The sequence below is a fragment of the Floridaenema aerugineum BLCC-F46 genome (genome assembly GCF_041929345.1).
Lineage (GTDB): Bacteria > Cyanobacteriota > Cyanobacteriia > Cyanobacteriales > Aerosakkonemataceae > Floridanema > Floridanema aerugineum.
Genome location: NZ_JBHFNQ010000196.1, coordinates 1 through 14,506, shown reverse-complemented (window position 1 = coordinate 14,506; position 14,506 = coordinate 1). Strand labels below are relative to the sequence as shown.

The 14,506-nt window shown below is 42.5% G+C and carries 12 protein-coding genes and 1 tRNA gene; 5 read left to right on the top strand and 8 right to left on the bottom strand.

The features are described 5' to 3' along the window. The first annotated feature begins 84 nt into the window (after nt 1–84). The 3 genes from ACE1CC_RS25075 (at nt 85) to ACE1CC_RS25065 (ending at nt 2,916) form a co-directional block, all read left to right on the top strand. Nucleotides 85–435 (top strand): DUF1815 family protein, encoded by a 351-nt coding sequence (locus tag ACE1CC_RS25075; RefSeq protein ID WP_413273162.1) that lies wholly within the window; start codon nt 85–87, stop codon nt 433–435. Between the two features lie 160 nt (nt 436–595). Then, nucleotides 596–1,498 (top strand): alpha/beta fold hydrolase, encoded by a 903-nt coding sequence (locus ACE1CC_RS25070; RefSeq protein WP_413273161.1) that lies wholly within the window; start codon nt 596–598, stop codon nt 1,496–1,498. 686 nt (nt 1,499–2,184) lie between these two features. Beyond that, nucleotides 2,185–2,916 carry an FHA domain-containing protein gene (locus ACE1CC_RS25065; RefSeq protein ID WP_413273160.1) on the top strand — a complete coding sequence of 244 codons (732 nt, stop codon included), beginning with the start codon at nt 2,185–2,187 and terminating at the stop codon, nt 2,914–2,916. Nucleotides 2,917–3,010: 94 nt separating this feature from the next. On the opposite strand, the gene recA is transcribed toward ACE1CC_RS25065, so the two are convergent. Next, entirely contained in the window at nt 3,011–4,114 is a 1,104-nt protein-coding gene (gene recA / locus ACE1CC_RS25060; protein WP_413273159.1) for a recombinase RecA, read from the bottom strand. A gap of 207 nt (nt 4,115–4,321) precedes the next feature. Between recA and xseA the strand changes: the two genes are divergently transcribed. Both xseA and xseB read left to right on the top strand, forming a co-directional pair. Further along, complete coding sequence (xseA, locus tag ACE1CC_RS25055) at nt 4,322–5,605, top strand: exodeoxyribonuclease VII large subunit (protein ID WP_413273158.1); 1,284 nt, start codon at nt 4,322–4,324, stop codon at nt 5,603–5,605. A 114-nt stretch (nt 5,606–5,719) separates the two neighbouring features. Then, nucleotides 5,720–5,971, top strand: a complete 252-nt coding sequence (gene xseB / locus ACE1CC_RS25050; protein WP_413273157.1) for an exodeoxyribonuclease VII small subunit — start codon at nt 5,720–5,722, stop codon at nt 5,969–5,971. Between the two features lie 182 nt (nt 5,972–6,153). Here the strand turns inward: xseB and ACE1CC_RS25045 are convergent, their stop codons facing one another. From ACE1CC_RS25045 to ldpA, 7 genes are all read right to left on the bottom strand, one after another. Beyond that, nucleotides 6,154–7,389: a DNA double-strand break repair nuclease NurA gene (locus ACE1CC_RS25045; RefSeq protein ID WP_413273156.1), complete on the bottom strand. Its 1,236-nt coding sequence runs from the start codon at nt 7,387–7,389 to the stop codon at nt 6,154–6,156. 12 nt (nt 7,390–7,401) lie between these two features. Further along, entirely contained in the window at nt 7,402–9,294 is a 1,893-nt protein-coding gene (locus ACE1CC_RS25040) for an alpha-amylase family glycosyl hydrolase (RefSeq protein WP_413273155.1), read from the bottom strand. A 116-nt stretch (nt 9,295–9,410) separates the two neighbouring features. Continuing rightward, complete coding sequence (locus ACE1CC_RS25035; protein ID WP_413273154.1) at nt 9,411–9,797, bottom strand: nuclear transport factor 2 family protein; 387 nt, start codon at nt 9,795–9,797, stop codon at nt 9,411–9,413. An 18-nt stretch (nt 9,798–9,815) separates the two neighbouring features. Beyond that, nucleotides 9,816–10,598 carry an HAD family hydrolase gene (locus ACE1CC_RS25030; protein ID WP_413273153.1) on the bottom strand — a complete coding sequence of 261 codons (783 nt, stop codon included), beginning with the start codon at nt 10,596–10,598 and terminating at the stop codon, nt 9,816–9,818. Nucleotides 10,599–10,647: 49 nt separating this feature from the next. Then, nucleotides 10,648–10,719, bottom strand: a tRNA-Gln gene (locus ACE1CC_RS25025). 300 nt (nt 10,720–11,019) lie between these two features. Next, nucleotides 11,020–12,837 carry a R3H domain-containing nucleic acid-binding protein gene (locus ACE1CC_RS25020; protein ID WP_459563917.1) on the bottom strand — a complete coding sequence of 606 codons (1,818 nt, stop codon included), beginning with the start codon at nt 12,835–12,837 and terminating at the stop codon, nt 11,020–11,022. A 187-nt stretch (nt 12,838–13,024) separates the two neighbouring features. Continuing rightward, complete coding sequence (gene ldpA / locus ACE1CC_RS25015) at nt 13,025–14,215, bottom strand: circadian clock protein LdpA (RefSeq protein WP_413273151.1); 1,191 nt, start codon at nt 14,213–14,215, stop codon at nt 13,025–13,027. Between the last annotated feature and the right edge of the window lie 291 nt (nt 14,216–14,506).

Sequence of the window (14,506 nt, the reverse complement as noted above, 5' to 3'; positions counted from 1 at the left end):
ATTCGCGATCTGGAGCATAATGGAGAGAATGTTAAGAAAATCTAAAGAAGGTCTAAAATTAGGTGTGGTGGCTGGAGGATAAAAGTGTTTATCAGACTTGCAAAACAACATTCGCAGTTTGTCCAAGATCTGGTGATGAATCTTCAAGCATTGGCGATCGTGCTAGAGCGCAGAGGATATTTAGCTTCTTGCTATACTTGCGGCGATCAGATGTCTAGCGCATCTTTTATGGTCAGCTTGGGAGATAATCACCTGATTAGATTTTTGGTGTCGGATTACGGCATAACTTGGACAGAGATGCGAGACGATCGAGAATTGATGAAGCTAGAGGGCGCAGAAGCGATCGCTCAGCTACAAGAACTCGCCAACTTGCTCAAATCTCAACCCGAATCCGCTTCTTCTGCTTACACTGCTGCGGTAGCACAAACAATCTAAGCAGATACTAGAAGCAGATGTCACAGGCGAGCCATAACTTGACACCATCAAGGTTTAGCTGTCTCGGCTAGATGCTGAAACTACTCCCTCAGCGACGCTGAACTGCTAATCTAAAGATTGAGATGTTAGTTCAATTGGCACCTTTAGCCTGCTGTTTAATATGAGCGCTCCTGATTCGGGATGGCAACACCATTTTGTCTTGACAAATGACATTCGCTTGCACTGTGTAACCCAAGGTGAAGGAGAATTAGTAATTCTTTTGCATGGGTTTCCAGAGTTTTGGTACTCGTGGCGACACCAAATTCCTGCTTTAGGACGTTACTTTAAAGTGGTGGTTCCCGACCTACGAGGTTACAACTACTCAGATAAGCCAGCGAGTGGCTATGATTTGGATACACTGAGCGCAGATATTCGCGGTTTAATCCAGGGTTTTGGCAAAAGTCGCGCTCACATAGTAGGACATGATTGGGGTGGCGTGATTGCTTGGAATTTAGCACAGAAATTTCCTGAATGTATCGATCGACTAGCTATCCTCAACGCACCTCACCCACAACAATTCGTCAAAGACTTAATTGGTAATATTGACCAATTCCGTCGCAGCTGGTTTTTGCTATTATTTCAAATTCCGGCGCTCCCAGAGTGGTTAATTCAACACAATCTCAAAAATTTCGTCCAAAACTTGTTTCGAGAACACGCCATTCGCAAAGCAGCTTTCACGACGGAAGTCATGAATATTTACCAAAATGCTTTAGCAAAACCCCGTGTTTTAACAGCCGCAATTAACTATTACCGCCAAATCCTTTCACCCCAAGCTTGGTTACAAAATAGGGAAGAACAAACTAAATTAGTCACAGTTCCTACTTTGGTGCTTTGGGGTGAAGAAGATTCTTTCTTAAGCAACAAACTTACCCAAGATTTAGACCAATTAATTGCTGCTCCCTTTCAACTCAAATTTGTTCCCCATTGCGGACATTGGATTCAGCAAGAAGCTCCCGACACAGTAAATAGAGAATTGTTAAAATTTCTGCGTTCATCAGAAAAACTGTTTGTGAAGAAAAGGTAAATTACAAGAAAGTTAAGTTTGGGGAAGACTGAGCTTTCGCTCAGTTTTTTAGTCAAAATACCAGTATTTACCGGGTTTTTGCAGCGAATTTGGCTTGAGCTTTTATCTCCATAGTCCAGCCTAAAAAAGCTTTTGTTGCCTAGCACTATCCAGAGTTTGCTGATTCAACTATCTTCTAAATATAGAGCCTAAGTAAATCCTATTAATCTTAATAATTACTTGAAAAAAGCACTGCTAGTAAAACATTGTAAATAAACAACAATAAATGTGCAAATTAAAAAAAACTATTTTCAGTAAATATGCGGGTATCAAAAAACCTGAAAAAATATTACTTTAGATGTAGGCGAAGTATTAGATATTGTGCTTTTTCAGCGAAAAATAGCCTCCGTACTTTAGCCAAAATTAGTAGAAATTTTAACTCTAAAGTTAAATTACTACTCAGGGAGCAAGGAAGTTGGTTGGTTTATATTAAAAGTGAAACAGTATTGATAGATAAAACCTGTTACTTAGTTTCCCAATGACCGCTAACTTAGCCTTTTGGCTAGAATCAGGTGAACATACAGCCAAACACATCAATAAAGTAATATGTCCTAAGTGTAATCTCAGATTGAATATCTGGACAAATGACGGTTAATCTGGGTGTGTCAACAGGGATGCACTGACTATAATCTGAACCCTTTTAAATTATGGAACTAGAAAAACGCCTTGGCCTATACCAAGTGTTTCTCAAAATTTATGAACACAATCATGGTCTACTGGATGAGATCCTCCAATTAGAGAATTTGTCATTTCCCTATTTAAGCAGTAGAGTTCCAACTTATGTCCAGGGTGTTGTACAAGAGCGAGAAGTTTACCTAATCACTAATTTGGTGAATGGAAACACGCAAACACTGTTCCAACCACAAAAAATTTGGATTATAGGACGCGATCGCCGTTTAGCCTTAACATTAAAAGATCAATGGATTTCGCGCCATCATGCTGCACTCCAATATGTAGAAAAAGAAGGATTCTACTTAATAGATCTAAATAGTACTAATGGCACCTTTGTCAACGGTGAGCCAGTTTTCCATCGACAACTACTTAAAGACGGCGATCAAATTCGTTTGGGAAGCTTGACTATTTCCTTTTTCTTAGCGCAATCAGCGCAAAACTTGGAGCCAGTATCCTCAGAAATAGTAGAATTAATGAGCGAGTCGCCATTAAGTCATCCCCCAGCACCTAAACCACAGAATCCACCAGCGAAGATTGAGGAAGAAAATCAACCTCAACAGAATGGAGATAAAGATACTTCGGTTCATCAAAGGCAAAAACCTTTTGCATCAGAAGAAACTTCACCGTCTACTTTGCTCAATTTAACCCCTACTCAGCGTTCAGAAATTCTCGATCGCTTTCTCACCAGTCGTCAAACTTCCGCGTAGAATGTTAAAGAAAAAAAACAGAAGAGACTCTCGTCACAGCGTAGGGGTAATTCATGAATTACCCCTACGCTGTAATGAGAGTCTCTTAATTAAGTTATTCGTCTACATCAACAATTTCATCTTCTTCCTCAATATCGCTTGGGTGCGCCACTGAATTAGCAGAGACGACAGCACCTTTATCGAGTTTTTCCCGAATTTCCTGCTGAATTGTTTTTGCCAATTCAGGATTTTCATCCAAATATTTAATAGTATTGTCTCGTCCTTGACCGATATTGTCGCCGTTGTAGCTGTACCAAGCACCTTTGCGAATAACCACGCCAGTTTCCTCAGCAATATCCACAATACAACCCATTGTCGAAATGCCTTTGCCAAAGATAATGTCAAATTCGGCAATGCGGAACGGAGGCGCAACTTTGTTTTTGGCAACTTTAACCTTAACGCGAATCCCAAACTCGTCGGTGCCTTTTTTCAAAGTTTGAATCCGGCGAATATCAAGTCTGACAGAAGCGTAGAACTTCAGCGCATTACCACCTGTAGTAGTTTCGGGATTACCATAAGTAACACCGATTTTTTGCCGCAATTGGTTGAGGAAAATCACGGTACAGCCAGATTTACCGATATTACCTGTAATTTTCCGCAAAGCTTGGCTCATTAAGCGTGCTTGTAAACCTACGTGAGCATCGCCCATGTCGCCTTCAATTTCGGCGCGAGGTACTAAAGCCGCTACTGAGTCTATTACTACAATATCAACTGCTGCCGATCGCACTAACTGATCGACAATCTCTAACCCCGCTTCACCAGTGTCGGGTTGTGAAACGAATAAATTTTCAATATCTACACCTAGCGCCGCCGCGTAGGTGGGATCTAGAGCGTGTTCTGCATCGACAAAAGCAGCAACGCCACCCAATTTTTGAATTTCTGCGATCGCGTGTAGCGCTACCGTCGTTTTCCCGGAACTTTCGGGCCCATATATTTCAATTACCCGCCCTTTGGGTAAACCACCACCCAAAGCTAAGTCTAATGTTAAAGAGCCACTGGGGATGGTTTCCACTCTCATGCGAGTGGCATCTCCTAAACGGACGATCGCCCCCTTACCAAATTGACTCTCTATTTGTTTAAGTACTAGGTTTAGGGCTTTTTCCTTGCCAGCGTTTTGGGCTTTTTCCTTGCCAGAGATATCATTTGATGCAATAGTCATTACCGCGCCTCTAGGGTTAGGAGGTTTAAAAACTGTTGGTCTGGAAGTCAGGACTAGAACAGATATACTATTCTAGTTTAGATTTTCCCGCTCAGAACGTCCAACTTTGATTAATCTAAAAATAGATAAGACGTTATGTTTAATGGGAGTCTAGCATTCCAGAGGAATCTAGTGCTTTAAGCTTTTTTAAGTTGCCGTTGAGTTGATATGAGTTCTCACCTTTCCCATAATCTCATACTGGAAACAGCCTTATCAGTAGACGGAATCACCGACTACATCAAAGAGTTACTCGAAGAAGACGCAAATCTGACACAGGTTTGGGTGTATGGAGAAGTTTCTAGTGCTAGCCCACATTCTAAAGGGTTATTCTTCACCCTGCAAGACTCCAACGGTACAACCTCGATTCGCTGCGTGGTTTGGGGTAATTTGGTGAAAGAGTTAGTACAAATGCCCAAAAAAGGCGAACAAGTGCTGGTTTTGGGCAGTTTGACTCTATATCGTCAGCGGGGAGAGTATCAACTGCGAGTTTTCCAAGCTTTACCAGCAGGGGAAGGTTTACAAGCTTTACGTTATCAGCAGTTGCGAAACCGTTTGCAAGCGGAAGGTTTGTTCGATCGCCAAAGAAAGCGATCGCTTCCCCCCCATCCCCAAACTATCGCGGTTGTCACTTCGCCGCAAGCCGCTGCTTGGGGAGATATTCAAAAGACTCTCCAGCAACGTTACCCTGGTGTACAGGTGTTGTTGTCTCCGGCGATCGTGCAAGGGGAACAAGCACCAGATTCGATTGTAGCTGCGATCGCACGGGTAGAAAAAGACAGTCGGGCACAGGTAATAATTTTGGGGCGGGGTGGTGGTTCAGTTGAAGATTTAGCTTGTTTTAATGATGAAAGAGTGGTGAGAGCGATCGCCTTTTCTTCTATCCCCATTGTAACAGGAATTGGGCATGAAAGAGATGAATCTTTAGCAGATTTAGCAGCTGATTTTGCCGCCCACACTCCCACAGCAGCAGCCGAAAAAGTTGTTCCCAGATTAGATGATTTAATTATTGAGCATCAAGAAAGAGTTTTGCATTTACGAAAGGTGATTAATCGGCAAGTTGAAAGGGAGGAGAGTCGAGTTTTATTATTAAAAAATCGGTTGCGGCGTTTGCGGATCGATCGATTTGTGGAGGAGAAAGGGCGATCGCTTTCTTGGTTACAGCAAAGGTTAATTCAAGTTACTAATCAGCAGTTTGAAGCAGCGAATCAACGTTGTGAGTTATTACAGCACAAGTTGGCAAGTTTAGATCCAAAGTCGGTTTTACAAAGAGGTTATGCTGTGGTGAGAAATCAAGCGGGAGGTATTGTAAAATCCGATCAGGATTTGCAGATTGGAGAGGAGTTGTTGATTCAGTTGGGGAAGGGAAAGGTTAAGGTAGAGGTGAGAGAGGTTTTAGAAGATTTGGAACCGCAGAGACGCAGAGGACGCAGAGGTTCGCAAAGGTCAAAATAAAGTATTTAATTGCGGTTAAAAAAGAGAGATTTGGGATTTTTGCAAGGTCTTTATTTTATTAAACCGCAAAGGACGCAAAGAGCGCGAAGAGAAGAGAAGAAAGAGGTTTTTTTGATGAGTAAGTCTATTCGGAAAGAGTCGGAAGAGGTTTTGCTGCAACCGGGTTTTAATTATGAGGAAACTGTGGCGAGGGTTGAGGAAATAGTGGCGGAAATTGAGTCGGGGGAGTTGGAGTTGGGGGAAGTGTTTGATGAGTTTGCCGTAGCAGTTGAAGCATTACTTAAATGTCAGAATTTTTTGGCACAAAAGAAGCAAAAAGTTAATTTACTAATCGAAACATTGGAAGAGGAAGCAGAGAGTTTCTAAACCCAAAAGAACTTTCCCATATCTCATTACCCAACAAAAAAGCTAACAGTAACATCTGCGTTCATCTGCGTTCATCTGCGGTTAATCTGCGTTAAAAAAAAGAACTCGCATCTCAACCCAAAATCTCAATAAACCATCTGTGTTCATCTGTGTTCATCTGTGGACATCTGTGGTAAAAAAACCTAAGCAATACTACCACGCTTGCGAGTCTCCTTATAAGAAATTCCCACATTTTTTAATCCAGCTTTAATCATTTGTTGTTCCAAAAAAGCAAAGAAACGGGCGCGATCGTCCCCCTTAACTACCGCATGATTATGCGCTTCCGATAACGAAATTGGATAACCATAACCTTTTTGAATTTGTCCCAACATTAAACTTAAAGCTCGATCCAATAAAGTAGAATTTTCAGCTACCCAAGCGGGAAATTCTACTCTAGCAATTTCGCTTCCCACATGAACATAACAAAAATAAATCGTCTGAGTTTCCCCATATAAATTTAAAATTCGCATCGTACTTTTCCATAACGGAGTACGTTGTCCAGGTTGCAAAATAGACAACCAAAATGACGGATCTCGCAAAGTATCAAAAAGCTGACAAGGCGGTTTTTTCTCTTCCAAATCACCACAATTAACCACACAATTTGGAGTAGAATGAGGACAAGCTTGTAAGCGAAGTAAATTCAAACTTTCCGTACTTCGAGACGCACTAATATAACCTATAAGCGGAACTTCTGCTAAGCGAATTTGTTCCCAAGCTTCTAAAATTGGCGGTAAAATGCGATCGCAAGCATCCCCCGGTAAACCTTCCAAAAACCAATAAATTAACGAACCATCCACCATCGCCAAAGTCGGAACTTTCTCTTGTCCCCCCTCTCCGTTGACGGAGAGGGGGTTAGGGGGTGAGGTTTGACATTGTACCCAACTTGTAACTAATTCCGCTAAAGCGATCGCCTCCGAAACAGTCCGCCGATACCCCATCCATTCTTCAACTCGAATTCCCCATTGACGGGAAACATACAAATCTTCCGGGCGGTAAAAAACTTCTGGTAAACTATCTAATAAAGGGTATCTTCCTTGTCCATAATGAAACACCACTCGCCCAATATTTATTAAATAACAATAGGCAATTTCGTGGTGACTCGGTGAAATTTGCGAACCATCCGTTGCAATAACCGTGTGAACTTTTGGCGGAATGGGAATATCAATACAACTATTTAAAGGTTCCACTGGAGTAGGTACAGAAAAAATAAAGCGATCGCGCCATCTTTCCTGAATTTCGACTAACTCTTCCTGTCTAGCAGTCGCCTCCACCATCAACTTTTGCGCTATCTCTAACCGTTGGCGACTAGCAACACTTTCCGCCGCCAAGTGTTCACTCAAACCCTGCATTTGTCGCGCAATTTTTGTTAGATCTAGCATAACTCTAAATCCTTAATAAACCCAGTTATCTTGCCATTTTACCGTACCTTCAGGAACTAAAATCCAGCGACGGTTAACCAAATTTTCCCGCAAAGGTTCTTGATTTTCTCGCCACATTGCGTACTTGTATGCGATCGCCTTTCCCGCACTCTCATTAAACGGAATTTCAGCAAACCAAGTATTAGAGTTAATATACTCCAATGGGTAAGCTTTACTAATATCCCAATTCCCTAACTCAGGACAATCTCCAGTCACCACAACTGTTTCCCCAAATTTAGTTTCTACTCCATTTAATTGCACTCTTGCAATAGTTTTTCCCTTAACTCTCTCTCCCAAATAACTGAGGATAATCATTTCTTTTTTCTTGAGTTCCAACCCTAGCAATTGTCCATTTTTAATTTCAAACTTACGCCCTGATAAAATGCAGCGATATTCTCCATCTTCCAAATCAGTAGAAGGAATATCAATCTTTACATAATCACCTTTATTCATCGCCACAAAACAGCGAGAATCTCTGTAACGGCGCACATAACAATACACATCAAGAGTGATATATTTTTGTACCTGACTTCCCAAAGAAACCGCCGGATTGATTCTTCTTAATTTCGATAACATCTGCAAATCGTGATAAATTTGCGTATCCATATCCCACTTTTCCATCATTGGGCGATTATATGGATCGTTGCCACCATTTATATTATTATAAAGATACTGTTCCGTACCATAATAAATACAAGGAATCCCACGAGATGTCATAATTAAATTAACTGCCAATCTCAAAATTTCGGGGTCAGAATTCAAACTTTGAAATCGTGGCATATCATGATTATCGATGAAAGTTATTAGTTCAGTGGCGCGATCGTACAAACGATCCAAATTCAACACATCTTGAATTAAATGAAAACCCCCCTCGCTATTTTTCGCTAACGCCGCCCGAACTCCTTCACACAAAGCAAAATCTAAAATAGACATTCCAGATTTATTGGTGAAATTCACAGATTTACCATCCCAAGGTTTACTAAAACCCCATTCACCAAAGATAAAAACCGAAGGTTTATGAGTTTGAATATCTCCAACAAACTCTTGCCAAAACCAAACAGGTAAATGCTTCACCGTATCCACGCGCAAAGCATCAACCCCACGATCTAACCATTGTTTAATTGCCGATTTTATATAATTACGATAATCAATATTACTCTCATTAAAAGTAGCTAAACCTGAAAGTTCGCAATATAAAAGTTGCCATTCATCTTCCCAATCAGTAATTTCCCCATTATGATAATACCAATTATTCACATCATTATAAAAATCAGCAATTAACACCCCATCATCATAAAGTTCGCCCTTATGTCCATTCACATCTGGACTACTATGATTACAAACAATATCTAAAATTAGCTTCATTCCCCGCTTGTGCATTTCCTCAATTAATCTATTGAAAACATTGCATTCAAACAGAGAAGTAGACTCATTACTATTTACCAAACGGGGATTAATTCTTTTAAAATCCTTTGTCCAATAACCGTGCATTGCAGCAAAATCAAACTGTGATTCCTCCACTTGTTCAAACAAAGGAGACAACCAAATTGCCGTTACACCCATATTTTTTAAATAATCTAACTTATCAATAACCCCTTGTAAATCTCCGCCCCAATATTTCCCCCACTTTTGCTTAGTTGGATCGTAAAGTGCAGGATTTGGGCCAAGATTATTATCAGGGTCGCCATCATTAAAACGATCGACAATAATAAAATAAATAGTTTCCTGACGAAATTCGATCGCCCGAGTAAACAAAAACTCAAAATCCGCGTCCTTACTAGGCGTAACCTCTTTAGTATAAAAACCCGCCGCCGCCTTTGCAGCTGTACTATCAACTTTTAATTGAGAATCAGGAGTCTGTACCATTAGATTAAACCTCCATTTCTTTAACTAATCTCAATAAATTGTGCAATAGCCCTTCTCTTCTTCTTTCCTTCGCGCCCTTTGCGTCCTTTGCGGTTCAAAAAAACCCTAACCCAAAACTACCGCATAATCGGACTACCATGATGATTAACTAAATACCACTTTTGCCCCATTCTTTCAAAAATATTAGTTGCTAAAGACTTCGCCTGAGTTCTCCTCCCACCCAAAACCTGAAACACATTTTCCACCAACACCAAATAAGCCAAATCACCCCGGATTTCCGAAGTAACAATTTCCACATCAATTTCAATGTAAGCAGTATTCTTAAATATTTGCTCCCAAGAATAGCCGATTTCCTTCCAACCTCGCAAAACATTCCAACCAGGATGGACGCAAACAGTCGCCACACCCTTAGACCAAACATTACCCATCGCCTCAATATCCTTCTTTTCAAAAGCGCGATAGAAAGCTTGGTTAGCCTCCAAAACCTCATCAATATCTGTCATTATTTTTACAACTAACAATTAAACCCAAACCGCAAAATCTTGCGTAAATTGATCGAGTGACAACAACTTAATTCGGTTATTATTTGCGATCGAATCGCGTATTTGCTGAGTATTGTAACCCCAATCAGCCAAAAATAACCTAACCGAAGCTAAATCCAACTCCTGTTCTACCAACTGCAACGCCTTCAATCTATCTTCCACAAACCAAATATTAACCGCACTTCCACCCGCAGCGATTAACTCCCGCAAAATCTCATACTTCGGGCGTTTATACTCCTTTCCAATAATCCGTTCTTCCGGGATTTCCACATTTTGTTCTGCCAACAACTGACGAACAAAACGCCCCTCTTTCGTAGTGACAATGTAGATTTTAACTGAATTGGCGATCGCACTCCGCAACCTCTCAATCACACCCGGATAAAACCGATGTAACCCCAACCATCCCCCCAAATCCTCACCAATCCACTCATCCCTAACACCATCCAAAATCGCCCCAACCTCAGCAGCTTTCAACCCCTCCTCGCCAGTAATCTGCTGCGCCACACCTACCCAATCCCCCCAAATCCTCTCCTCAGCAACACCCAAAATCAACGCCCGTAACAAAATCGGCATTTCCCAACCCACCTCAATCACCGGGCGCAACCGATAAAACTTTTCCGCCAAACCCTCTGGAGGCGTTTCATCAGCAGGATGCCAAATTTTACAATAGCTGCGCCAAGAAGTCTGAAAATACTCAATCAGCCCATCACAAACAACCCCATCAAAATCCAGAGCTAAAATATTGGGACTAACTTCAGACATAAAAATACCCTCCTTCAAAATTGTGTGATTCAGAAGTGAGGGCGATGAACTGGGGTGCAAGGATTCGAACCTCGGAATGCCTGGACCAAAACCAGGTGCCTTACCGCTTGGCGACACCCCATTGCGTTTAACCTTGTTTATCTTAACACTCAGTTACCGAGTTTTGTCAAGAAATTCAGTAAGAATTTTTTAAACTTTCTTCCGATGCGTAATGCGTAGGGTGCGTTAGCGCTAGCGTAACGCACCAACCTACTAAATATGGCGGAATGGTGCGTTACGTTATCACTAACTACAGATAGAATTGGTGCGTTACGTTATCACGCTTCGCACCCTACAGATAGAATTGGTGCGTTACGCTATCGCTAACACACCCTACAGATAGAACTTCAGTGTTACCGCGCTGAAGCGTTCACAACGAACCTTAAGCTGGGTAAATCCGCAACCGTCGATTAGGTTCATCACCAAAGCTAGAAGAACGCAAACGGTAATGTTCAACCAACTCATGTTGCATTTTCCGCACCGTCGCCGAACGAGGTAGCAACTCCACAGGTTGTCCTTTCGGAATTACAATCTGTTCCACCGCCAATCTCGCCTCTTCCAGCGCCTCAATCTCATCATCGCTGCCTTTCTTAGTGAAAAGCCGCAAATCCGGTAAATCAAGCACTTCACCTACATCAATATGCAACATCCGCTGCAAACCGTGAGTAATTTCCGCTACAGTGCTCGCCTTAATCGTATGAATCGGAATATGACGCGCTTTGGAAATTTGCCGCAGTTTCGAGTGATTTTTTACATGAGATCTCAGTGCCAAAACCGCATCCGCCCCATCTAAATCCTTAGTCAAAACTACAGGCAACTTCAACACCTGAATCACTTGATCCAGTTGATGGCGACTAATCCCATAAGGATAGATATGCAGCGGCAAATCTTCCCCATTCGGACCCGCCATAAACTCATCTTCGGCAAAACCAAAATCTTGCTTAAAAGCACCCTTGCGCGGGAAAGAAGCATCCAAAAGTTGCTCAAAACTTTGCTTTTCCGGCAAAACTTCTGTTTTAGCTGAAGAAACCGGAGTCATTTGCCCAGAAGCACGCCAACCATTAGGTTTCCAAGTCGGCGTAGACTGAGGTTGATGGGAAGAAATCGGATTAACGGGTAACTCTCTGGTAATTTTCACTTCCCCAGCTTCGTTTACAGTTCGCACTTGCAAACTCGGTTGTCTTCCCCGCAGCAAGGTATCCACTGTATCCGCAGTACTTTCGTGAACTACCCAGCGTTCCCGTTCCAACATTTCGATCGCAATTTCAAAAGTTGGCGGTGCTTTCCGTTCCAAAACCGTCTTTTGCGAACCCCGTCGCCGCGCTTCTTCATCACCCAAGGTAACAGCTTGAATACCCCCCACCAAATCTGACAAAGTAGGGTTCTTAATCAAGTTTTCAATCCGATTACCGTGAGCCGTACCAACTAACTGTACACCTCTTTCGGCAATGGTACGCGCCGCTAACGCCTCTAACTCTGTCCCAATTTCATCAATGACAATCACTTCTGGCGTATGATTTTCTACCGCCTCAATCATCACTTGATGTTGCAACTCAGGACGTGCAACCTGCATCCGTCGCGCCCTTCCAATCGCAGGGTGAGGAATATCGCCATCCCCAGCAATTTCGTTAGAGGTGTCAATAATTACCACCCGCTTATTTAATTCATCCGCTAAAACACGGGCTATTTCTCTCAAAGCAGTGGTTTTACCCACACCCGGACGACCTAGCATCAAAATCGATTGACCAGTTTCTACCAAGTCTCGGATCATGCCGATCGTACCAAAAATCGCCCGACCCACACGGCAAGTTAAACCAATAATCTCATCCGTGCGGTTGCGAATCGCACTAATTCGGTGTAGGGTTTGCTCAATGCCTGCTCGGTTATCGCCGCTAAAATGCCCTACCCGACTAATGCAATAACTCAAATCTTCCCTGGAAACAGGCTGTTCGGAAAGATACTCAGCTTTGCCAGGAAAACGCGCTTCTGGTCGCCGCCCCAAATCTAATACTACTTCTACCAAAGTATCTTTTAATGGGTGCTGCTCCACAGCCTGTCTAATATCGGCTGGCAAAATCTCTACTAACTTATGAAGATCGTCTGTAATCAGTTTTTTTCCCACGATAACGTCTTTAACACTCTTTGTTAATTCTGAATTTGCCTGGTGATTCAGTTGACTTGTACCGTTGGAATTGATCATCTTGATTGGCATGAGCAAATGGCGATAAAGGGAATTGTTTGTTAATGCAAATCTCTCCAGTCAAGCTTGTAGTACAAAAATCTTGCCGACAATGCCAGATTATGCTTTTAGCTCGACCTTAGAACCTCTTTATTGAATTTTGCGGATGAACTTTTATACTACAATTATACTTCAATTTCATCGGTTGTCAGCCTACTTTTTCGCGGTTGGGTGATTTAATTTGGGAAACCAAGGTATCAGCTAAAGAAACTGCTTGCCAGAGAAGTTCAGGATGATCTTCCAAATTGACTCTTTGTTGTGGTAAGATAAGCGATGCACTTAAAGAGTCGGTTTTAGCGGCTACGGCTTCTAACTGATCGAGAATTGGCGATAACATTACACGAGCAAAGCTACCATAAGCAATCCCAGCAATATAGTTTTGGGTTTGGGATTTAGGGAAATATTGCGGATTAGGTTTTTCGGATGGGTTTGCTGAGTAATCGCCTAACTGAGAATTAAGCAGATCAACTGCTTTTAGTTTACTAACTGTGTGGTTATTAGTACCTCCTGCTAATTGAACATATCCGGGTAGCCCTGCGGCTAAAACCTTTTTTCCTAGTTTAACGGCAGCATGAGTCGTTCCGGCACCAATATCACCACTCATGGGACGACCATCAGTTTGCCAAATTAACTCACAAGGCAAAGGTTTGATTAAATCGTACAGTGCCCAAAGGTAGTTAATTAGTCCTTCTCCATCGGGACAACTAATCGCGATCGCTTTTAGTTTATTCACCCAAGGTGCGATCGCACTCCACAACCTTTGGAAATCTGCTAACCTACCAACTTGGGTATGAATTTCCACCGCGTCAACAGCTGTTTGTAATACCAAAGGTGCTACAGCCTCCGGTGTGGAAATGTATGCACGAGTGAAAATCAAATTGCTAGGGCAAATTGGTATACATCTACCACATCCGTAACATAATTGATCCAAAACTCCAGAAAAATTATTATTTGCGCGATCGAACAAAATTGCTTGCGCCGGACAAATACTCTCACAAGGACGGGGACATTCGGTTGGACACTCAGTAGCATCAAACTCCGCCTTCCGAAAATGAGGATCTTCCCCATCATTCAAACTCACCATTAACAAAGGCAAACCTTTAAAGCCAAACCCTCGCCGTTGAGCCTCTTCACCCAAACTCAGCGCCGTCTCTAGCGCCTCTTTCGCCGCCGCAATCACCGCCGGATCAGCAGCCACATCAATACAATCCGCACCCGCTAAGGTGTAAACCAAAGTTAGGTTTCTAACAGCTGGAAGGTGTTGGAAACTGGCCCCGCAAATCAACTTAAACCAGTGACCTTCCCTGAGAGAATGTAAAGGAGAGTAAATATTTGTCACACTTATATAGTATCACCAACTTGTAGCGACTTCAGTCGAGTTCGTGAAAACCAAGGCGGGCAGGATTCCCACCCCCCAAAAAAACTGTTACAAATGTGGGGTGGGGCACCAGCCCCCCCCAAACACATCTAACAAATATAACGTTATTTATTTTCAACAACCTTGTTTTCGGGATTTTTGTGGTTTGCGTACAACCACGGGGGGCCTGCTGCCCCACCCCCCACAACCGCGGTTCTTTGGGGGGGGGGGCCTCCCCCCCCGCCCCATCCTCATCTAACTATTATCACTTTA

Coding starts and splice junctions, on each gene's coding strand:
- xseB (WP_413273157.1), top strand. CDS start 5,720: ATGAGTAAGTCTATTCGGAAAGAGTCGGAAGAGGTTTTGCTGCAACCG.
- ACE1CC_RS25020 (WP_459563917.1), bottom strand. CDS start 12,837: ATGATCAATTCCAACGGTACAAGTCAACTGAATCACCAGGCAAATTCA.
- ACE1CC_RS25035 (WP_413273154.1), bottom strand. CDS start 9,797: ATGACAGATATTGATGAGGTTTTGGAGGCTAACCAAGCTTTCTATCGC.
- xseA (WP_413273158.1), top strand. CDS start 4,322: ATGAGTTCTCACCTTTCCCATAATCTCATACTGGAAACAGCCTTATCA.
- ACE1CC_RS25045 (WP_413273156.1), bottom strand. CDS start 7,389: ATGCTAGATCTAACAAAAATTGCGCGACAAATGCAGGGTTTGAGTGAA.
- ACE1CC_RS25070 (WP_413273161.1), top strand. CDS start 596: ATGAGCGCTCCTGATTCGGGATGGCAACACCATTTTGTCTTGACAAAT.
- ACE1CC_RS25065 (WP_413273160.1), top strand. CDS start 2,185: ATGGAACTAGAAAAACGCCTTGGCCTATACCAAGTGTTTCTCAAAATT.
- ACE1CC_RS25040 (WP_413273155.1), bottom strand. CDS start 9,294: ATGGTACAGACTCCTGATTCTCAATTAAAAGTTGATAGTACAGCTGCA.
- ACE1CC_RS25030 (WP_413273153.1), bottom strand. CDS start 10,598: ATGTCTGAAGTTAGTCCCAATATTTTAGCTCTGGATTTTGATGGGGTT.
- recA (WP_413273159.1), bottom strand. CDS start 4,114: ATGACTATTGCATCAAATGATATCTCTGGCAAGGAAAAAGCCCAAAAC.